General features: G+C 65.5%; 16 protein-coding genes and 2 pseudogenes. 13 read left to right on the forward strand and 5 right to left on the reverse strand.

The genetic code is table 11. The features are described 5' to 3' along the window. From C936_RS14955 to C936_RS0109610, 6 genes and pseudogenes are all read left to right on the forward strand, one after another. Positions 1 to 574, forward strand: a pseudogene (locus tag C936_RS14955) (transposase); the annotation flags it as partial. Between the two features lie 106 nt (positions 575 to 680). Next, positions 681 to 992, forward strand: coding sequence for a BrnT family toxin (locus C936_RS0109590; protein WP_018649437.1), 312 nt, complete (start codon positions 681 to 683; stop codon positions 990 to 992). After that, a complete protein-coding gene (locus tag C936_RS0109595) occupies positions 967 to 1,242 on the forward strand; it encodes a BrnA antitoxin family protein (protein WP_018649438.1) in 276 nt (91 codons plus the stop codon). Before C936_RS0109590 ends, C936_RS0109595 begins: the two co-directional genes overlap by 26 nt. A 162-nt stretch (positions 1,243 to 1,404) precedes the next feature. Then, positions 1,405 to 2,034, forward strand: a complete 630-nt coding sequence (locus tag C936_RS0109600; protein WP_018649439.1) for a hypothetical protein — start codon at positions 1,405 to 1,407, stop codon at positions 2,032 to 2,034. A gap of 179 nt (positions 2,035 to 2,213) precedes the next feature. After that, on the forward strand, positions 2,214 to 2,993 hold the full coding sequence (locus C936_RS0109605; RefSeq protein ID WP_018137580.1) for a nuclease-related domain-containing protein: 780 nt from the start codon (positions 2,214 to 2,216) through the stop codon (positions 2,991 to 2,993). Between the two features lie 198 nt (positions 2,994 to 3,191). Beyond that, on the forward strand, positions 3,192 to 5,189 hold the full coding sequence (locus tag C936_RS0109610; protein ID WP_018649440.1) for a S9 family peptidase: 1,998 nt from the start codon (positions 3,192 to 3,194) through the stop codon (positions 5,187 to 5,189). Positions 5,190 to 5,275: 86 nt separating this feature from the next. On the opposite strand, the gene C936_RS0109615 is transcribed toward C936_RS0109610, so the two are convergent. Both C936_RS0109615 and C936_RS0109620 read right to left on the reverse strand, forming a co-directional pair. Continuing rightward, positions 5,276 to 5,752, reverse strand: a complete 477-nt coding sequence (locus C936_RS0109615; protein ID WP_018649441.1) for a YqhA family protein — start codon at positions 5,750 to 5,752, stop codon at positions 5,276 to 5,278. An 84-nt stretch (positions 5,753 to 5,836) separates the two neighbouring features. Beyond that, positions 5,837 to 7,306 carry an amidohydrolase family protein gene (locus C936_RS0109620; protein ID WP_018649442.1) on the reverse strand — a complete coding sequence of 490 codons (1,470 nt, stop codon included), beginning with the start codon at positions 7,304 to 7,306 and terminating at the stop codon, positions 5,837 to 5,839. A gap of 385 nt (positions 7,307 to 7,691) precedes the next feature. On the opposite strand from C936_RS0109620, the gene C936_RS0109625 reads away from it, so the two are divergent. After that, positions 7,692 to 8,012 carry a hypothetical protein gene (locus tag C936_RS0109625; protein ID WP_018649443.1) on the forward strand — a complete coding sequence of 107 codons (321 nt, stop codon included), beginning with the start codon at positions 7,692 to 7,694 and terminating at the stop codon, positions 8,010 to 8,012. A 58-nt stretch (positions 8,013 to 8,070) separates the two neighbouring features. Then, the gene (locus C936_RS0109630; RefSeq protein ID WP_018137811.1) at positions 8,071 to 8,403 is read left to right on the forward strand and encodes an antibiotic biosynthesis monooxygenase; all 333 of its coding nucleotides are present in this window, start codon (positions 8,071 to 8,073) and stop codon (positions 8,401 to 8,403) included. Positions 8,404 to 8,413: 10 nt separating this feature from the next. Here the strand turns inward: C936_RS0109630 and C936_RS0109635 are convergent, their stop codons facing one another. Continuing rightward, positions 8,414 to 9,769 carry an MFS transporter gene (locus tag C936_RS0109635; protein WP_018649444.1) on the reverse strand — a complete coding sequence of 452 codons (1,356 nt, stop codon included), beginning with the start codon at positions 9,767 to 9,769 and terminating at the stop codon, positions 8,414 to 8,416. A 157-nt stretch (positions 9,770 to 9,926) separates the two neighbouring features. Beyond that, positions 9,927 to 10,187, reverse strand: coding sequence for a diguanylate cyclase domain-containing protein (locus tag C936_RS0109640; protein ID WP_018137809.1), 261 nt, complete (start codon positions 10,185 to 10,187; stop codon positions 9,927 to 9,929). A 351-nt stretch (positions 10,188 to 10,538) separates the two neighbouring features. On the opposite strand from C936_RS0109640, the gene C936_RS0109645 reads away from it, so the two are divergent. The 5 genes and pseudogenes from C936_RS0109645 to C936_RS0109665 all read left to right on the forward strand — a co-directional run bounded on the left by C936_RS0109645 (position 10,539) and on the right by C936_RS0109665 (position 18,514). After that, complete coding sequence (locus C936_RS0109645) at positions 10,539 to 12,275, forward strand: HAD hydrolase family protein (RefSeq protein WP_018174167.1); 1,737 nt, start codon at positions 10,539 to 10,541, stop codon at positions 12,273 to 12,275. A gap of 82 nt (positions 12,276 to 12,357) precedes the next feature. Further along, a complete protein-coding gene (gene ftsH, locus C936_RS0109650) occupies positions 12,358 to 14,490 on the forward strand; it encodes an ATP-dependent zinc metalloprotease FtsH (protein WP_018649445.1) in 2,133 nt (710 codons plus the stop codon). Positions 14,491 to 14,611: 121 nt separating this feature from the next. Continuing rightward, positions 14,612 to 14,695 (forward strand): annotated as a pseudogene (locus C936_RS14960) (DUF2442 domain-containing protein); the annotation flags it as partial. A gap of 24 nt (positions 14,696 to 14,719) precedes the next feature. Then, positions 14,720 to 15,436, forward strand: a complete 717-nt coding sequence (locus tag C936_RS0109655) for a nuclease-related domain-containing protein (protein WP_018174169.1) — start codon at positions 14,720 to 14,722, stop codon at positions 15,434 to 15,436. A 405-nt stretch (positions 15,437 to 15,841) separates the two neighbouring features. Further along, positions 15,842 to 18,514 (forward strand): AMP-binding protein, encoded by a 2,673-nt coding sequence (locus tag C936_RS0109665; RefSeq protein WP_018174171.1) that lies wholly within the window; start codon positions 15,842 to 15,844, stop codon positions 18,512 to 18,514. Positions 18,515 to 19,113: 599 nt separating this feature from the next. Here the strand turns inward: C936_RS0109665 and C936_RS0109670 are convergent. Further along, positions 19,114 to 19,320 (reverse strand): cold-shock protein, encoded by a 207-nt coding sequence (locus tag C936_RS0109670; protein ID WP_018649446.1) that lies wholly within the window; start codon positions 19,318 to 19,320, stop codon positions 19,114 to 19,116. Between the last annotated feature and the right edge of the window lie 464 nt (positions 19,321 to 19,784).

The following is a 19,784-nucleotide window of genomic DNA, read 5'->3' on the forward strand; positions in this document are numbered from 1 at the left end:
GAACATCTGGCGCGGCGGGCGAATGCAGAGGATGGCTGCAAGGGCCGCTTCTGGGAAGGCCGCTACAAGAGCCAGGCGCTGCTGGACGACGCGGCCGTGCTGACCTGCATGAGCTACGTGGATCTGAACCCGGTGCGCGCCGGGATGGCGGATACGCCCGAGGCTTCCGATTTCACCTCGATTCAGCAGGGTATCCGGGCGCTGTCCCGCGAAGATCAGGGGCATGAGAGTCCGGCGTGTGAGGGAGGCGAGCCTCGCCTGACTGTATTGGGCCGGGAAGGCGACGATCCGCATGCCAATGCGGTGGCCTTTACCACGGAGGACTACCTGGAGCTGGTGGACTGGACCGGGCGGGCGATCCGCGAGGACAAGCGCGGGGCCATCCCGGAATCCATTCCGCCGATCCTGGAACGCCTGCGGATCGATCCAGTGCATTTCCTGCGGCATGTTGGGCGCGGGGGCAGTACGCAGCATGAGAAGCGCGGCGGTATCGGCAGGGCGATGCTTTATCAAGGGTATCGGGGTGTCGGCGAGGCTCTTCGCGGGTCCGGGCGGATGGATATGTACGCCGTAAGTAGCAGGCGGATTCCCCTTAGGCGGCGCCCAGGCGGACTGGCTCGCATACACCGAAGGGCAGGCGGCCTCTGGAGGCAGGGTGTATATGTTGGTAATATACAGAGATGATCCAGTGGAAGGACATTACCGGGTTTGACTGGGACGATGGAAATGCCCGGAAGAGCGTGGACAAACATGGTGTGGGGCAGTCGGAGGCGGAGCAGGTGTTTTTCAATACCCCGCTACTGGTTCTGGCGGACGAGGTGCACAGCCAGCGTGAGGTTCGCTACCACGCGTTGGGCGTCACCCATGAAAGCCGCGGATTGCACGTTACGTTCACGCTGCGCGATCGAGATACGAAGATCCGTGTTATTTCGGCCCGGGATATGCACCGCAAAGAGCGAGCAATCTATGAGCAACACCAAGAAGATTCCTGAGTTCCAGGACGAGGCGGAAGAACGAGCGTTCTGGGAAAGCCATGATTCCAGCGACTATGTCGATTGGGGCCGAGCCAAGGCCGTCGAGCTCCCGAACCTCAAGCCCTCCACCAAGACGATCTCGCTGCGCTTACCGGAGTCGCTTCTTGACCACATCAAGATCGAGGCCAACAAGCGCGATATGCCGTATCAGTCCCTGATCAAGGCGTGGCTCGCGGACGATGTAAAGCAAGCTCGCAAGAAAGGCTAGCGGTTCGGTTGAGGGGGGGTGGTATCCCGAGCGAAAAGGTGCCCCTCGGCCAATCACGAGACGGACTGATAGAAGGGGCTGTGGGGTCGGATTCTGCCCTAGGGTTCTAGGCCTGATCGGACTCGGGCCAATAGTAGTGATAAGCGACGCATGGAGGCGCGCATGGTTTTACTGATTCTGTATATCCCCGCAGTGCTGGTCGCACTGGGAATCCTGTTTATGGCCAGGCGCGCAGCACTGGGGCCTCGGCTGGGGTACGCCCTTGCCACACTGATTCTCCCTGTCGTGGTGCTCTTTGTGACCTGGGCCATCGCGGGTGGCGACCTGTCGTTGGGGATGGTGCTGGTCGCCGTGTTGCTGAGCTTTTTGGTCGTTCCGGCCGGTCTTGGGGGGATGTTCCTGCGGCGATACCCGTCCGCATCGCCAACGCAGGAGACGAATGTGACTCCGGGTCCGGATCCACGGGTGACCGACATTGCGGGGCACGAGTCCGATTCGTCTCCAAGTAACGATGCGGCTCCGGGACAGGACGACCGGTCGAGGGCGATGCGGCTTGCCGCCCTGGTGCATGCGCCCGGTGCGGTGTTGCTGGGACTCGGCCTCGCAGAACGACTCGGAAATTCGGATCCGATCCTGCCGTGGTTCGAGAACGGCTGGGTGGTCGATGGCATGTTGCTATTGGGGGTGGTGCTGATCGCGATCTCCACGCGGATGATTCTCGCCACGATGTTCGGCCCGTCCTCCAAGGCACGAGATTCGGGGAGCCTGGGCCGCCGGAATCCACGCCTCTGATTCGTTGCGAAGGCACAAAGACGATCTCGATCCGCTCCGGGGTAAAACCCGTGAAGAGCTTAGTGCCGGTGGGTTGCCCCGAGGTGCGACCGATCCCGCTCGCTTAACTGATATCAAAGCCATATCCTGACCCCGCTCAGCCGGCGATGCGGGCTCCCGGGAACGGAAAGGAGGGCGGGATGGATATCGATCTGGGGGCAGCCTTCATAAACGGGGCTCTGCAATTCTGGTGGGCCTGGATGCTTGCGGCGCTGGTTGCAGTTGCTCGGTTCCCGAAGGTGAAGGGCTGGCTTGGCGAGCTGTGGGTTCGTCTGATTCTGGCGGTTGGCCTGGACGGCAAGTCGGGCCGCGTGGTTCACGACGTTATGCTTCAGACCGCGGACGGGACCACGCAGATCGATCATGTGCTGGTGTCGCGGTTCGGGGTGTTCGTCATCGAGACGAAGAATATGCGGGGCTGGATCTTCGGGAGTGAGCGTCAGGCCCAGTGGACACAGAAGATCTACCGCCGGTCGTTGCGTTTCCAGAATCCATTGCGCCAGAACTATCGCCATGAACGCGCGGTAGCCGAGGCGCTGGGGGTAGACCCGGAGCAGATTCACTCGGTAGTGGTTTTCGTCGGTGGCAGCACCTTCAAGACACGGATGCCGGACAACGTGGTCCATGGGCTGGGGCTGGTGAGCTACATCCGCTCATTCCGGGATGAGGTGTGGAGCGAAGACGAGGTCCACGCCATGCTCGCAACGCTGGAGAATTGCGGACTCGAGCGTTCGCGGCAGACGCGCAGGGCACACGTGGAGGGTTTGCGTGAGCGACACGCGGCGCCGGTTACCCCGGACTGCCCGAAATGCGGCAGTACCATGGTGCGGCGCAAGGCGCGCAAGGGAACCCGGGTCGGCCAGGAGTTCTGGGGCTGTTCGCAATACCCGGCGTGTCGCGAGACAAGGGCCTTGCAGTAGAGCCAAGCGGGGACGGTTGATCGGAGCCCCGGCTGGGAACGAAAAGCGGACACCCGGTACTTCCTGGCCGTGTCAGTACGGCGCGTGCTCCCATTCGTCCCGTGCGCGCAGCAGTGTGGGGTCGAAACCGGGGAGAAAAGGACACCCATGATCTCGTTGCGGCAAACTCGGGCGCATTTCCTTTCCCCCGAGGACTCCATGACCCGAACACTGTTGCTGATCGTCCTCTTCTACACGCCGTCGGTATGGGCGGAGGCGCCGGAGCCGATGGTGCCCGCCGACTATTACGACTTCGTGTTCGCGACCGAGCCGCGGCTTTCGCCGGATGCTAGCCGTGTCGCCTTCGTGCGCAGTCACGTGGACGATGAACGCCACAATCGGGAATCGAGTATCTGGATGGTGCCAGCCGATGGCTCGGAATCGGCAAGCCCGTTCAGCCGGGGTGATTCCGATCGTCATCCCCGTTTTTCTCCCGATGGGCGGCAAATGGCCTTCCTGAGGACCGTCGACGAGGACGCCCAGATTCATCTGATGCCCGTGGACGGTGGTGAGGCCCATGCCATCACCGAGATTCAACAGGGCAGTATCTCGGACTTTGCCTGGTTGCCCGATGGTCGACACCTGATCGTCACCCTGACCATCGACCCGGCCGTGGAGGATCCCGCGCAGGAAGAGCAGGGGGATGATGCACCGCAGGCGGATGTGAAGGTCTACTCGCGCGCGCTCAGCCGTCGTGAGTCGCAGGGTTGGCTGGATGAGAGCCGCCGCACCTTGTGGTTGCTGGATTCGGCAAGCGGCGAACTCGAGCGTTTGGCAGGGGACGCCGAGTGGAACTACAACAACCCGACGGTTTCACCGGATGGCCGCTTCCTGGCGTTCAATGCCGATCGCAGCGGCGGCGAGTACGACGGCAGCTTCAATCAGGACGTCTACCTGCTCGACCTTGAAAGCCGTGAGGAACGCAAGCTGGCCGCGCCCGACGGGCGTGCCACCGATCCACTGTTCTCGCCCGACGGGCGCCAGGTCGCCTTCCTCTATCAGTCCGACCGCTTTCGTCCCGTGGAGGTGCACCGCATCGGGATCGGCAACGACGACCACAAGGTACTGCACGATGGCATGGAGTTCTCCGTCACGCAGGCCTGGTGGCCCGAGGGGTTCGATCGTCCCCTGGTGTGGGCGGACTTCCGCGGCAGCCGCCCACTGATGCGCTTGGAAGCCGATGGTGACAGCGAGGTGGTCCTCGGTGACGAAGCCGCTCTCGGCGATATCGACTTTGCCGCCGACGGCGGGTCTCTGGCCCTGCTGGTCGAAGACGAGACCCAGATGCCGGAGGTGCACGTCGCCGACAGCGACGGGTTCGAGTCGCGCCGCCTGACGGGGTTCAACGACGCCCTGCTGGAGTCGCGGTACCGGACCGAGCTGGAACGCTTCAGCTACGAGGTCGAGGATGGCCGCACGGTCGATGCGTTCCTGCTGCGGCCGAAAGGATTCGACGCCGGCGATGACTGGCCGCTGGTACTGAACATTCGTGGCGGCCCGGCGCATATGTGGGGCCATCGCTGGTTCCACGAGTTTCAGATGTTCGCGGGCGCGGGCTACGCGATGCTGTTCACCAACTATCGGGGTTCGACCGGCTATGGCCACGGGTTCCAGGCCTCGGTGCACCAGGACTACGGTGGGGTCGACTATCGCGACAACATGCAGGCCCTGGAGGTGGCACTGGAACGCTACGACTGGATTGATGAGGAGCGCCTGTTTCTGACCGGCGGCAGCCATGGCGGCTTTCTGACCAACTGGATCACCACGCAGACCGATCGCTTCCGCGCGGCGGTCACCCAGCGCAGTGTCTCCAACTGGATCTCCGAGGCCGGCACCCAGGACTACGTGCCGGCACGGATGAATGCCGAGTTTGGCGGTACGATCTGGACGAACTACGACTATTACTGGGGACGTTCACCGCTCAAGTACGCCGACCAGGTGAGTACGCCGACGCTGATCATCCATTCTACCGATGACCGGATCACGCCGATCGGACAGGGCCAGGAGTGGTTCTACGCGCTGCTCAACAACGACGTGGAGACCGAGCTGGCGGTATTTGATGGCGAAGGCCACAACCTGTCCCGGGACGGCACTCCGGTGAACCTGGTCAAACGCCTGGAACTCATCCTCGATTGGTTTAAGCGCCATGAACCGTGATCCGCAGTGCCAGGTATTGATTGCGGGAGAGAAGGAGAGAAGAGGACACCCATAATTTTCCCTGCACGGTTAAAGCGCTGGGTGAGTCAGTCCCCGCCATGGGTCATGTTACGGAACGCAAACACGGCGCTGGCGATGATCACCGCGATGGCGAGGCCGTAGTAGAGCGTTTCCAGAGATGCGCCAACCTCCACTGCCTGCTCCAGGAAAAGCACCACCAGAATCACGATCGCGACCTGAATGATCGTGACTTTGAGGTCATGGAAATGCCGGATCTCCAACACGGAGAGCAAGCTGCTTTTTCCGCGGGAATCCGGGTTGATGAACAGCCGGAACAAGCCGACCGCGATGATCTGGAAGGTCACGGCGATCAGCAGCATGTCGAGGACCTTGAGGAACCTCACCGCCAGGCTCTTGCCCTCATCGACCGTGCTGGGCACCTGCTGGACAAAATCGACCAAGATATTGAACACAATGAATACGTTGGCGGCATACAGCAGGAGAGCCGCAATGGTGCTGACCACGACCGTCACCAGTACCAGCAGCCGGCTGCTGGTGAACATTCTTTCCATCATTCGTGCATGCCTCCATGGGCGATTGGTGGTGCACCGGAGAATCGACTTTCAGGCAGACCGAAGGATATTGAGCTATTCAGCGCGGTCCAGTTTGTTCCGGACGATGGCGCCGCCCTTCATGATCAGGTGCAGGTGGTCGTCGGGTGCATCCAGCCAGTCCAGCCCGGCCGCCGGGTCGGCATCGACCACGAGCAGGTCGGCCAGGGCCCCTTCGGCGATCACGCCGAGGCGGCCGGGGTAGGGGGCGCGGTCGCCGGACAGGGCGAGCAGTTGGCCGGCCGCGCCGGTGGCCATGTGCAGGGCCTCCAGCGGGGGCATGAAGCGGGTCAGCTTGGCCAGCTGGCGGCCCTGGCTGGCGGCGCCCTCGGGGCTGAACAGGATGTCGGTCCCGAAGGCCATGGGCACGCCGTACTGGCGGCCCAGTTCGAAGGCGCGCTCGGTGCCCGCGCTCACCTGGAGCTGCTTGGCCCGGGAGACGGGGTCCGTCTTCGGGTTGGCGTCCTCGTCGTCCAGGAAGGGCTGGATGCTCCACCACACGTTGGCGTCCGCCATCATGCGCACCGTCTCCTCGTCGGCGAGCTGGCCGTGCTCGATGGAGCGCACCCCGGCGCGGATTGCGCGCTGGATGCCCTGCGGCGTGTAGACATGGGCGCATACGTAGGTGCCCCAGTCGGCGGCGGCGCGCACGGCGGCACGCATCTCCTCTTCCAGGTACTGAGCGGTGTCCAGCGGGTCGTACAGGCTGGAGACGCCGCCCCCGGCCATGATCTTGATCTGGCTGGCGCCTTGCATCAGCTGTTCGCGGGTGCGGCGCAGCACCTCGTCCACGCCATCGGCGATCGCAGCGACACCGCTGCTCTCAATGTAATTCGGCGGGGTGCTCGGCATGCGCGGCAACTCGTGGCGCTGGCGAAAATCGCCGTGCCCGGAGGTCTGGGAGATCATCGCGCCGCAGGGGAAGATGCGCGGGCCGGCCACCGCGCCGCGGTCGATGGCCATCTTCAGGCCGAAGGCCGGTCCGCCAAGATCGCGCACGGTGGTGAAGCCGCGCATCAGGGTCGCACCGGCCTCGCGCCCGGCCATCAGGTGCAGGAAGCCGATGTCCGCGGTCATGGCGGTCATCTGGCTGACCCCGACCAGCGTGCTGTGCCAGTGGGCGTCGATCAGGCCGGGGATGACCGCGCGCCCGCCGCAGTCGATTGCGCGCGCACCGGTTGGGCCCTCGCCGCGCCGGGGCAGCGCGGCGATGCGGCCGTCCTCGATCAGGATGTCCACGTCCTCGCGCAGCGAGAGGGTCTCGCCGTCGAACAGCCGCAGGTGGGTGAGCAGCAGCGGCTGCCCGGGCGCGCCGGCCTTGAGCTCGCGCGGGGCGAGGCCGAAGCCCGCGAACATGCCCAGTACGGCGGCGACACCGCCGAGGAACTGGCGCCGGTTCAGGTCGGCCTCGATGCGCCGGAAGGCTGCCTGGGTGTGGGCCGCGCCACAATGGCAGGGGTTGATGCCGGCGTTCGCGCCGTGCGGTGCACAACAGGCCATGCCCATGATGGTGTGGCTCCTGGTGACGGCACCTGGCGGCTGGACTCGGCGCACGCTGCCGGGTAGTGCGGGATGTGCCCCGGTGCCTTGCGGGTACATGAATCCCGGGCGCCGCCGATTGCGGGCGACGGCCGGGGGCATGCTTGCAGCATACCCCTGTTTGGGCGTTCGTCTACTGGCGGGACCGGGCTATTGGTGAACGTGCGCGGGGGGTGAAGGACGGACCGCCTGCGCGAAGAAAAGGAAGAAAAGAGGACAGCCGTGATTTCGTCTCGATATGAGCTCGCGAGGCCCAATAACGGGGCGTCGTTGCTTGAGCATTGTCGGCAAGCCGTCTAGCGTCACAGGGAAGGCCGAAAGACCGCCCGGGATACCGGGAAGGAGTGACCTCATGGCCAGCGATAACATCCCGACCGTGGACTGGCAGGACGGACGGAACGCGGGACGGGTGAAATTCCAGGTGATGCACGAGGAGCCGGTGGTTTTGATGATGCCAGCGGGTATGGACTGGTCCGTGGAGGGCAGCGAGTTTGGGTGCAAGACGGACCCGGACAGCGGAATGCAGCGCGGCTGCGAGGGTGCAGGCCTGGTGCGGAAGCTGGCCGAGCTCAACGACATGCCCAAGCTGAACGACATTGCGGACGCCTGCGAGTACGCGAGTTGTCGCGTCGATATCGACCCCGCCGGCGCGCGCATCATCTTCCACGACTGACCCGTCCGGTAACGCATCGCCGTGACCGCATGGCCTTGCTGACTGCGGAGAGGGGTGGATGATCTTTGTGTTCGAGATCCATCTCCGGCCCGGCTGTACCGCCGAGGAGTATGCGGATGCCTGGGTGCGGGCCAGCCGGATCATCCAGCAGGCCCCAGGTGCTCGTGGCACCCGATTGCACCGGAAGATTGGCGATCCGCATGTACTGCTGGCCATCGCGCACTGGGACTCGAAGGACCAGCGCGATGCGATGGAGGCGGACCAGCCGGACCACGTGCGCCGCATCATTGCAGAGCAGGCGGCTTGCGTGGATGTGCGGGTCATTGGCGAGTTCGAGGACGCCGAATGGTGCGTCGACCCACCCGCAATGGATGACACGAGTATCTGCTGAGTCTTCGGCCTCAGGGAGGTCCCGTGCCACCAAAACCGCCCTTTCCCTGCTGTTCTGTCGAAGAAGGTGAGTGACCGTGTGGGCCCTTCGACGGCGGGTTGTCTGACGCTTGCGTGCGAGCTTCCTCCTCGGCCTCGCCTTCGGTCTGGGGCAGCGCCCGCGGGTCGAGATGGTGGATCACCGGGGTGGTGCGGGTGAGGGTGCGGAAGGGCTCTCGGGCCTCGGCCGTGTCGCGCCTGAGCAGCAATGCGATCAGTGCGACCAGCGCGCCGATGGTGGCCATGTAGGCCAGCAGCCCGGGCCCGCCCAGCAAGGCGATGGCCCACCCGCCGAGGATCGGGCCCGCGACGGCCCCGAGGCCCCAGAGGAAGAGCAGGGCCGCGGTCACTGCCACGAAGTCGTTGGGCTGGAGGACATCGTTGGCGTGGGAGACGGCCAGCGGGTAAAGGGTGAACGCGAGCCCGCCGAACACCCCTGCAAGTGTGAGTATGGCCCAGAGCGGGACAGCGCCGATGGTGGCGACGAGCGCGAGCGATATCAGTGCCACGCCACCACCGACCACGATCATCAGCGTCCGGCGGCCGAAGCGATCCGAGAAGTAGCCGATCGGCCACTGGAGCACCACTCCACCGAGAATCAGGCTGGTCATGACCAGCGATACCCCAGCGATGTCGAGGCCCATGCGCAGGGCGAAGACTGGCGTCAGCGTGAAGGCGGCGCCGCTGACCAGTCCGGCGGCGACGCAGACCGTTGCCGCCAGGGGCGAGGCGGTCACCACCTGGCGCAACTTCATGCGCTTGTGGCCAGGGGTGTCCTGCGGCATCCCTGTGCGTGTCAGGGCCACTGGCACCAGGCAGAGGGCAAACAGTGCCGCCACGACCATGAAGAGTTCGGTGCTGACGGGTTCGTAGAGGTTGAGCAGGGGCTGGCCGGCGGCCAGCCCCAGGTAGGCGAGAAACTGGTAGACCGAAAAGACTCGACCGCGCGTTCGGTTCTCCGTGCGGGCATGGAGCCAGCTTTCGACCACCAGGTAGGCGCCTGCGAGACAGAACCCGATCACCACGCGCAGAGCGAACCAGGCCCAGACGTCAACATGGAGGCCCAGGAGGAGGATCGCGACGGTGGCGATCGCCGCGAAGATCGCGAAGGCGCGGATGTGGCCGGTGCGCCGTATTACCCAGTCGCCCTGCTGGGCTCCGATGACCAGCCCGATGTAGTAGGCGGACATGATGAGCCCCTTGAGCTGGGGGTCGATGGCTTCGAGGCTCAGGCGTGTGCTGACTAGCGTCCCCATGAGGCCGCTGCCCATCACCAGGATGGTGACGGAGGCGAGCAGGGCGACGATGGGGATGAGCAGGCGGGCCAACGCGTCGGCTCTCGATGGGCGGGCGATACAGGCAGTTTGTGCCAGCCCCGGGCCGGCCGACAAGCCGAGCCAGGCCGGGGAACCACCTAGGGTAGGGGGCAACTAGAATTTCTTGATGTTACGAGCCGGGCGGGTGCAGGGCGTACTCAATGGGCGGTCAGTATCGTTGTGATGGTGCCAGGACGACCTTGTTGCGGCCATGGCGCTTGGCGGTGCTCATGGCATCGTCGGCCCGGGTCAGCAGCGTGTCCAGCGCTTCCGGGCTCTCTGGGATCTGGCTCGCGATGCCGATCGAGACGGTCAGGGGGACAGGGGGGTGCCCCGAGCCGTCGTCGGGGAGGGGCTCGCGTTCGAAGCGCGAGCGCAGCTGTTCGGCATCTCGGGGACCCGTGCCGTGCCGGAAGAAGGGGACACCCATGTTTTGTTTCGTTTCCGCTGCGCGGCACGGTGCTGTTTCCGATTTCCGCTGGGCCGTACGCGGCCGGGCGCAAGGGATCTATCCAGACAAGAAGGGGACATCGACGCCCCTCTCCCTGGTCCGTCCCAAGCGGTGAACATGGGGGGCAGGATCACCGGCCCGGACCGGCACTGAAGCGCGGCATCGTCTACATTGGAAACATAATGACGAGGCACGAATGCCTCCCTCCCATGTGTTCGGGGTACCGAGGGATGAAGAGATGATTCGGTCGTTTCCGATCTCTCCGTTCTCGTTTGCATGCGTCTGTCAGGCGGGTGTTCCCTCGGATTCGGTCTATGGTTCCGCAACCCCATGAAACTCAAAGCCCTGGCCCTGGATTACGATGGGACGATCGCCGAGGACGGGCGGCTGAACCCTGCCGTGCGCGGGGCGCTGGAGCGTGCGCGTTCGGCTGGCCTGGTGGTGTTGATCGTTACGGGGCGGATTATTGGTGAGCTGCGGCATTTAGCTGGCGATCTCACCTTCGCCGAAGCGGTCGTCGGTGAAAACGGCGCAGTAATCACCTTTCCCCGGAGCGGGCGCTCGACGGCCTTGCACGAACCGCCGCCGCCGGCGTTTCTCGATGGATTGAGTGAGCGCAGCGTCGAGTTCAAGTGCGGCGAGGTTGTGGTGGAGGCCGCCGCGTCCGCTGCCCCCGAGGCCCTGGAACTGATCCGGCGGCTCGAGCTACCGCTGGCGATCCTGTTCAATCGCGGGCGCATGATGATCCTGCCCCAGGCGATCAGCAAGGCCACGGGATTTGCGGTCGCCCTTGAGGCCTTTCGCCTCTCTCCTCATAACGTCCTGGCGATCGGCGACGCGGAGAACGATCATGAGTTGCTTCGCAGCGCCGAGGTCGGAGTGGCGGTCGAGTGGGGCAGTGCCGCGCTCCAGTCGATCGCCGACGAGGTGTTGCCGGGCAAAGGGCCGGCCGCGGTGGCCGACTACATCGATGCAATTCTGGAGGGGCCGGACACGCTCCGCTCGGGCTATCCCCGTCGAAGACTGGTGTTGGGAACGACGCGTGGCGGCAATGACGTGTCGCTGGCGGTGTCGGGTCGGAACGTGGTTATCAGCGGAGATCCGAGATCCGGAAAGTCATGGGTGGCCGGTCTGGTGTGCGAGCAGCTGATCCTGCATGGCTACAGTCTGTGCATCGTTGACCCTGAAGGCGATTATGCCGGCCTGGAGGGGCTGCCCCGGGTGCTGATGACCGGCGGCGATGATCCGCCGCCCAAGCCGCATGAGCTGACGCGGTTGCTGCGGTATCCGGACCGCAGCGTCATCCTTAACCTGTCGCAGCTTTCTCATCTGGAAAAGCTCGATTACCTCAGAGACATTCTTCCGGAGATCAAAGTGGTGCGCCACAGTACCGGGCTGCCGCATCGGGTACTGGTCGATGAGGCGCATTATTTCCTTTGCGACCCGCAGGCCATGTCGCTGCTGGACGTGGGGGCGGGAGGCTGCACGATGGTGACCTATCGGGCATCACAGCTGCACCCCGATGTCCTGCAGGTGGCCGACGTCATGCTGGTCTCGAGGGCGACCGATCCTGAGGAAGTGGCCGCCCTGGCAAGGGCCGCCCGGGTATCGGTGGATCTGGAGGAATGGAAGAGCCTCCTGGCGGGGTTGGCGGTCAATGAGGTCGCCCTCCTGCCGGGGCCAGAGGAGGCCGAAGGCCGGCTGCGGATCATGCGTCTGGCCGAGCGCCTGACACCCCACGTCCGCCATCGCATGAAGTACATCGATGTCCCGGTGGCCGCGCATCACGCGTTTGTGTTTTCGACAGACGGCCACCCGTCAGGCCAGCGCGCCCATACGCTTAAGGAGTTTGTGGACACGCTGGCGTGGATGGAGCCCAAGCGGTTCCATGGCCACCTGCAGCGCCGCGACTTTTCGAACTGGATCGAGGGGGTGTTCGGAGATCGGCCCCTGGCCGCCCGAATCCGTCAGTTGGAGGACGCCTATCGGGCGGGGCGCATAGCCGACATCCATGAAGCCATCATCGAGGCCGTCCAGTCGCGCTATGCATTCAGGCATGAGGCTTAAGGGAATGCCGGGTGCGCGGGACATGCAACGAACACTGATGATCCTCTCCGACGTTCTCGCGAGTCCGCCCCCTAGGGACGAGATGACTGACCATCGTTCCAACGGAGATCGTGACCGGGAGGACCAGGAGGACCAGGAGGACCAGGAGCCGGGACACCCCGGCGGGGACGATCGCGACTCGGAAGACCGCGACCGGGAAGACCGAGGCTCGCCCGAGCCGTCGCGCGGGGAGCGACCCGGCGACTCACCTGGCGGCATGCCACCGCGTCGCGGCCCCGACCTCGGTCCCGGCCCGGGTGGGCCCGAACCGGACGGCCCGGGCAACAAGGGTGGGCGGCCACAGTGGCTGTTCGTGCTGTGGATCGCGATCAGCGTACTGGTGCTGTTCCAGCTCCTGACGCTGGTGCAGGAGCCGGACCGAGCGGAACTCACCTACAGCGAGTTCGTGCGCGCGGTGGACCAGGGTCAGGTGCACGAGGTGAAGATGCGCGGCCACGAGGTGCAGGGCACGCTGACTGTGGTCGGGCGCCAGGACCTGGGCATCGACGATCCCGGGCACTTCCGTACCTTCACCCCGGAGCTGACCGGCGAGCAGCTGCTGCGCAAGCTGGAAGACCGCGGGGTGGAGATCTCGGCTGAGGCCGCGGACCCGCCATGGTGGCAGGCACTGCTGGTGGGTTTTCTCCCTTTGCTGCTGTTGCTTGGACTGCTGGTGTGGTTCTGGTCTCGCATGCAACAACGGGCGATGTCAGGTGTGGGCGGCGGCCCGCTGCAGTTCGGCAAGTCCATCGCGCGGCGAGTGGAGCCGCAGAAGAGTCGCGTGCGCATGGACGACGTGGCCGGCTGCGACAACGCCAAGCGCGAGGTGCAGGAGGTGATCGACTTCCTCAAGGAGCCGGACCGCTTCAAGGAGCTGGGGGCCACCATCCCGCGCGGCATCCTGATGATGGGGCCGCCGGGCACCGGCAAGACGCTGATGGCGCGCGCGGTGGCCGGGGAGGCCGGGGTGCCGTTCTTCACCGTGACCGGGTCGGAGTTCATCGAGATGTTCGTCGGCGTCGGCGCCTCGCGCGTGCGCGATCTGTTCCGCCAGGCCAAGGAGAACGCGCCGTCAGTGATCTTCATCGACGAGCTGGATGCGATCGGCCGCTCGCGCGGGGCCGGCGTCGGCGGCGGACACGACGAGCGCGAGCAGACCCTGAACCAGATCCTGTCGGAGATGGACGGCTTCGAGCACGAGGAGTCGGTGGTGGTCCTGGCCGCCACCAACCGCCCGGACGTGCTCGATGCCGCGCTGCTGCGCCCCGGGCGTTTCGACCGCAAGATCACCCTCGAAAACCCGCACCGCGAGGCGCGCCGGTCGATTCTCGGCGTGCATACCCGGAAGGTGCCGCTGGCGGACGACGTCGATCTCGACCAGGTTGCTGCCTCGACCATCGGCTTTTCCGGCGCGGAGCTTGCCAACCTGGTCAACGAGGCGGCGCTGTTAGCGGGGCGGCGCCGGCTGAAGCAGGTGGATCGCGCCTGTTTCTTCGATGCTCGCGACCGCATCATGCTGGGCGAGAAGCGCGAGGAGAAGATCTCGGAGCGCGAGCGCCACGTGATCGCCTATCACGAATCCGGGCATGCGCTGCTGGCGTATCTGCTACCGCATGCCGACACCCTGGAGAAGGTCACGGTAATCCCGCGCGGGTTCGCCCTGGGCGTGACCTCGCAGGTGCCGGACGAGGAACGCCACACCTACAACGAGTCCTATCTGCGCGACAGGATCGGCGTGATGTTCGGCGGGCGGCTGGCGGAGTCGCTGGTGTTCGGCGAGGTCAGCAGCGGGGCGGAGAACGATCTGCGTCAGGCGACCCAGCTGGCGCGGCGGATGGTGGCGCACTGGGGCATGAGCAAGCGCGTCGGGCCGGTGTCGCTGCCGCAGAGCGAGGAGCATGTGTTCCTCGGGCGTGAGATCGCGCGCCCGCGCGAACACAGCGAGACCACCGCGGCGTTGATTGACGAAGAGGTGCGCGACCTGCTGGAGGAGATTGAGGGCAACGCCCGCGCCACGCTGGAACATCACCGCGACGCCCTGGATGCCCTCGCCCGCGCACTGGAAGAGCGCGAGACCCTGACCCGCAAGGAGATCGAGGCGATCGTCGACCAGTACGGGCCGGGGCAGCCCGCAGCCGAAAAGTCCGGCAACACCGGAGTCTCTGGCACCCCCTGAGACAGGCAACCCCGACCCCGTGCAAGCACGATCCTGAGAGAGCGGAGCACGAATCGTGGCGGATTCGGCAAGTTTTCGAGGGTCGGCAGCCGGGGCTGTTGGAGGCCTGGAATGAGGTTCTTTGGCCACGAACGCGGATGAGCGTGTTGCGTCTGTGGATTTCACCGAGCATGGTCTGATGGATGGCCGTCGAACTCCCGAACCTTAAGTCCTCAACACCCCAACGCTAATGGCAGACACTCGCTACGTCACCGTAAACCGTCTGACTGAGGAGTCGAAGGCGATCCAGAGGCGCGGGCGCAACCTGGTGCTGCTCCTGGGGTTGCCGGTCGCGCTCGGTGGGTTCTTCGTGCATCCGCTGGTGGGCCTGATCACACTGGCAGGGGTGGTCGCGCTGGTGGGCCTGGTGGGCGGCAGCGCGGTCATCGAGGCGGGTGCGCGGGGCGAAGATGCGGCGCTGGAGTACCTGGCGGAGCTTCCCGGCTCGTTCACGGTCTTCAACCAGGTGGATTTGCCGGATGAACGCTCGCGTACCGGCGTGGCGGAGGCGGATCTGGTGGTGGTGGGGCCGGAGGCGCTGTTCGTGATCGAGGTGAAGCACAACAGCGGGGCCATCGACTGCGACGAGCAGGCTTCGCGATGGACGGTGAGCAAGACCGGGCGGCGCGGCAGCCGCTACACCAAGCAGATGCGCAACCCGGTGCGGCAGGTGAAGAAGCAGGTGTGGCTACTGAGCGAGTACCTGAAGGGCCGCAAGGCCAAGCGCTGGATCCAGCCGATCGTGCTGTTCACGCACCCGGAGGTGTCGCTTGGGCGTGCGGGCGAGCTGTCGGTGCCGGTGCTGACGGGGCCGGAGCTGGTGGAGTACATCCGCAGCTTCCGCCCCGAGCGCCCGCGCCCGGTGAAGGAGAACACGGTTCGGGCCATCGCGGCGCTGAAGGGATGAAGGCGGGGGCGTGCCCCGGACAGGGCCGGCCGGTCCCGCGCGGGCGGTTATTCCTCGGCCGGTTCGCCGGTGACGAGTTCCTGCATGAGTGGACGAATCTTCTGTTCGGTGGCGGGCAGAAGGGGACGGCAGAAGGGGACATCCATGATTTCTTGTTCTGCGGCGTCCTCAAGGCGCGGGGGCCTTGAGGACCTGGCGCCCTCGTCAGCCCGGCCAGAACGGGTATTGTGAAACTCGAGATCCTCCTCTGTGTTCTATGCTCCCAGACTCGAGGGGATGACAGAGACGGCGAATCATGCCTCGACGATGCAGTGATGGACACCGCGAGGCCCTGCTGGCGAGGCTACCGTGCCGCCGCCTCACGGCCTGGCGGGGGGAGCCGGCTCCGGTACAGGGGAGTTCAGGGTGAGTGCGCAAACCATCGGGGAACTGCTGTCTTCCCGTTCCGTTCGCGAGGACCAGGACGCAGTCGTCTCCATGAGCCGCGATGGCTCCGATGCCCTCGCTCGGGGGGAACTGCTCGAACGGGCGGGGCGCCTGGCGGCCGGGCTGCAGGAGGCCGGAGTCGAGCAGGGCGACCGGGTCCTGATCCTGGCTCCCAACAGCGCCGAGTGGGTGGTGTCGGCCCTGGGCGTGATGAATGCCGGTGCGGTCCTGGTACCCCTGGATACCCAGATGCCGCGCGAGGACCTGGACCACGCGATCTCGGATTCCGCACCGCGGTTCATCTTTACCACCACGAAGCTCAGGGACCGGCTCCCCGAGGCCCTTGGCGAGGTACGCATCTATTGGTTCGATGCGGACGCCGATGCTGCGGATGCCTGGGAGGGGCTTCTCGCGAAGGAGCCGGCGGACCCGGTTGCGGGCCCGGATGATATCGCGGCGATCTTCTATACCTCCGGCACCACGGGGCCGCCGAAGGGGGTCCCGCTGACGCATGCCAACCTGAGCAGCAACGTGGAGGCGTTGTGCGGCCAGGAACTCGCGGACGATCGCGATCGGGTGCTGGTGCCCCTGCCGTTTCACCATGTGTATCCGTTTACCGTGGGCATCCTGATTCCGCTGACCCTGGGCGCGACCATCATCGTGCCGTTCTCGCTGGTGGGTCCGCAGATCGTGCGCGCGCTTCGCGAGGGCGAGGCCACGGTGATGCTTGGGGTGCCGCGGTTGTACGAGGCCGTGTGGCAGGCCCTGGAAGATCGGGTCGCGGGGCGCGGCGGGCTGGCGGCGTTCGTGTTCCGGCGGATCATCGGTGTCTCCAGGCTGGCGCGCCGCCGGCTCGGTCTCAACCTCGGCCGGAGGCTGCTGAAGGGCCTGCACAGTCGCCTGGCCCCGCGCCTGCGGCTGGTCGTCGCTGGCGGGTCGGCGCTCGATCCGGAGCTGGCGCGCAACCTGCAGGCGCTGGGCTGGGAGGTGGCGACCGGCTACGGCCTCAGCGAGACCTCCCCGATCCTGACCTACAACCCGCCGGATCGGCTCAAAATCGAGGCCGCCGGTCTGCCGTTGCCCGGAGTCGAGCTCAAGATCGACGATTCGCAGTCTGGCGACGGGCGTGGCGAGGTGATGGCGCGCGGGCCGAACGTGTTCTCCGGCTACCTGAACCTGCCGGACAAGACCCAGGAGGTCCTGGAGGAAGACGCTTGGTTCCGCACCGGCGATACCGGCGAGATCGACGATGACGGTTACCTGCACCTGCTCGGGCGGGAATCTTCGATGATCGTCCTCTCGGGCGGCGAGAACGTTGATCCGGAACGGGTGGAAGATGCATTGAAGACGATCAAGGACGTACGCGAGGCCGGTATTCTGGCGCACGAAGATCGCCTGGCCGCTGTCGTTGTGCCCGAATCGGGTCTGCTGCGCGAGGTGACCGGCGACGATCTCGAGAAGCGCCTGAGGGAGGCGGTGAACCGGGCGGCGAAGGAACTGCCAAGCCATCATCGCCCGGGCACGGTGCGCGTTGCGCTCGACCCGTTGCCGCGCACGCGCCTGGGCAAGCTGCGTCGGCACAAGCTGGAAGAGTTGTTCGAGGAGCTGGGCCGGGAGGACACGGTCTCCGAGGCGCTGCCGGAGCCGGTTTCGCCCGAATCCTGGGCGCCGGAAGACCAGCAGCTGCTGTCGGATCCTGCAGCGGAGCAGACATGGGCCTATCTTGCCGAACGGTTTCATGACCTGCGTCTGACGCCGGACAGCATGCTGGCGGACGAACTCGGGATCGATTCGCTCAACTGGGTGGATCTGACGCTTGCGCTGGAGGACCGCGCGGGCATCGACCTCGACGATTCGGCGATCGAGCGCGTGGAGACGGTGCGCGACCTGCTGAAGGAGGCGGCCGGAGCCGCGGAGGCGAAGGAAGGGCGAGGGGAGCTCAAGCAGCAGCTCCAGGATCCCGAGTCTTTGCTCGATCCTGCTCAGCAGAGTGCTCTGGAGCCGCCGGGGACGGCCGGCCGGGTGGCCGGGCGTCTGCTCCTGGGAGGTGCGCGGCTGCTGAGCCGATTGTTGATGCGCGTGGAGGTGCGGGGCCGACTCCCCGATCCGGATGCGGGTCCCCATATCCTTGCACCGCGCCATCTGAGCTTCGTGGACCCGCTGGCGTTGCTGCCGGCGTTCAGCACGCGACACCTGGAAGCGCTGTACTGGGCGGGCCTGGAGGCCTATCTGTTTTCCAACCGGTTCTCCCGCGCGTTCAGCCGCGTCGCGCGAATTCTGCCGGTCGATCCCGCCGCGGCACCGCGGCGCAGTCTCCTGCAGGCCGCCGCGACTGTGCGGCGCGGCCACAGCCTGGTCTGGTTTCCGGAAGGGCAGCGTTCCCCGGACGGCAGTCTCCAGCGCCTGCGGCCCGGCATCGGGCTGGTGCTCGCAGCACAGCCCGTGCCGGTGGTGCCGATATGGATTGAGGGTACACGCGAGGTGATGGCCCCGGGTCGGATCTTCCCGCGGCCTGGCAAGAGGGTGCGCGTGATCATTGGCGAGCCGATTTCGGTCGATGCCTGCGGCCAGAATGAGCGCGAGATCGTGCAGACCCTTCAGGCCGCACTCGGGGAGCTGGGAGGGGAGCCCGCGGCCGAAGACAATCGGTAGGGGCGCGCACGCGGCGAGGCCGTGCCAAGGGGGCATCTCGTGCCACACGCATTAATGACGGGGTCGGACCACGGTAACGTTGGGAGAATCTCGGGAACCCAGTCGAGAAGGGAGATGGCGAAGTAGGGGGGCACCCATGACTTGGCTCGCTGAGTGGTGTGTCCGGCGCCGCATCGTCCAGGGCGGCTGGGCTCCTGCGCGTGTGGCTGGGGCAGGGGTGGCTGTAGGTCGCTTGGGCCGTCCGGTGGCGCCGCTTTCAGACATTGAATGGGTCGGAGCGATGCCCAGGAAGAGGGCACCCAGGAGTTTTAGCACGGCGCGCAGGACGAGGAGGAAACCGGGCGGGATGCCGGACCAGATTTTTGTCCCCGTTAGTCGAGCATGCCGTGGTCGCGGCCGATGGCACGGGCTCGTGCCTTAAAAACGGCCACGCATGGTGTCCAGGGAAACGCTGCTTGCTCAGGACACGACCCGGACACCGATGACCTGCTGAGGCGTTCTCCCGGGCTGCCCTGTTCGGGGCCAGGCCCGATTGCCTCTACGCGCGGAGGAGCTGGCCCTTTACGCCTTGTTTTCTGGGCGTTTGCAGAAACTGGTGCCTACGCTTCGGGCATCACGTTGGTCGCGCTCGGGCCCTTCGGGCCTTGTTCTACCTCGTAGGAGACTTTCTGTCCCTCGGCGAGGGTCTTGAAGCCGCTGCCCTGGATATTGCTGTGATGCACGAATACGTCCTTGGAACCATCCGAGGGGGTGATGAAACCGAAGCCCTTTTCGTCACTGAACCATTTCACTGTACCGGTAGCCATTCTGTCCTGCTCCTTGCGATTGGAGTCGATGCGGACAGGCATTTCCGGCCGAGTCCGTCGACACGGTGCTGCGCTGCAGTGTCTGTCTGGCGGCAGTCCCTGTGCCGCGAGAGTAGGGCAAGGGCCTGCCAGTCAGCGCGACTGCTGGCGCGGGTGGGGCGGGATGTCGCCCTTGCTTGTTTTATAGCAGTTCGCGCGGGAAGCGGGGCGATTACGCCTGGATCCGGAACGCCCGCGCAGTCGCATGATTTACGAACCGAAGAAGGGCGACGAAGGGGGCACCCATGATTGCGCCAAGAAGATGCCCGAGTTGCAGGACGTGGCAAGGAGAACGGGCGTTCCGCTGAAGTCATGGTCCCGGCGCCTGTGGAGCCCTGGAGCCGAACAATCCGGACAGCTCCAATTGGCCGAGTATTGCGGGGGAGTTGTCATGAATGTCGGGCTTCACGCGGTCACGAGTTACG

This window comes from Thioalkalivibrio sp. ALJ4, from assembly GCF_000377225.1.
Lineage (GTDB): Bacteria > Pseudomonadota > Gammaproteobacteria > Ectothiorhodospirales > Ectothiorhodospiraceae > Thioalkalivibrio.

What these genes read in the sequence shown, in the direction of transcription:
- C936_RS0109590 (WP_018649437.1), top strand. Translation starts at nt 681, where the DNA reads ATGATCCAGTGGAAGGACATTACCGGGTTTGACTGGGACGATGGAAAT.
- C936_RS0109595 (WP_018649438.1), top strand. Translation starts at nt 967, where the DNA reads ATGAGCAACACCAAGAAGATTCCTGAGTTCCAGGACGAGGCGGAAGAA.
- C936_RS0109600 (WP_018649439.1), top strand. Translation starts at nt 1,405, where the DNA reads ATGGTTTTACTGATTCTGTATATCCCCGCAGTGCTGGTCGCACTGGGA.
- C936_RS0109605 (WP_018137580.1), top strand. Translation starts at nt 2,214, where the DNA reads ATGGATATCGATCTGGGGGCAGCCTTCATAAACGGGGCTCTGCAATTC.
- C936_RS0109610 (WP_018649440.1), top strand. Translation starts at nt 3,192, where the DNA reads ATGACCCGAACACTGTTGCTGATCGTCCTCTTCTACACGCCGTCGGTA.
- C936_RS0109615 (WP_018649441.1), bottom strand. Translation starts at nt 5,752, where the DNA reads ATGTTCACCAGCAGCCGGCTGCTGGTACTGGTGACGGTCGTGGTCAGC.
- C936_RS0109620 (WP_018649442.1), bottom strand. Translation starts at nt 7,306, where the DNA reads ATGGGCATGGCCTGTTGTGCACCGCACGGCGCGAACGCCGGCATCAAC.
- C936_RS0109625 (WP_018649443.1), top strand. Translation starts at nt 7,692, where the DNA reads ATGGCCAGCGATAACATCCCGACCGTGGACTGGCAGGACGGACGGAAC.
- C936_RS0109630 (WP_018137811.1), top strand. Translation starts at nt 8,071, where the DNA reads ATGATCTTTGTGTTCGAGATCCATCTCCGGCCCGGCTGTACCGCCGAG.
- C936_RS0109640 (WP_018137809.1), bottom strand. Translation starts at nt 10,187, where the DNA reads ATGGGTGTCCCCTTCTTCCGGCACGGCACGGGTCCCCGAGATGCCGAA.
- C936_RS0109645 (WP_018174167.1), top strand. Translation starts at nt 10,539, where the DNA reads ATGAAACTCAAAGCCCTGGCCCTGGATTACGATGGGACGATCGCCGAG.
- ftsH (WP_018649445.1), top strand. Translation starts at nt 12,358, where the DNA reads ATGACTGACCATCGTTCCAACGGAGATCGTGACCGGGAGGACCAGGAG.
- C936_RS0109655 (WP_018174169.1), top strand. Translation starts at nt 14,720, where the DNA reads ATGGCAGACACTCGCTACGTCACCGTAAACCGTCTGACTGAGGAGTCG.
- C936_RS0109670 (WP_018649446.1), bottom strand. Translation starts at nt 19,320, where the DNA reads ATGGCTACCGGTACAGTGAAATGGTTCAGTGACGAAAAGGGCTTCGGT.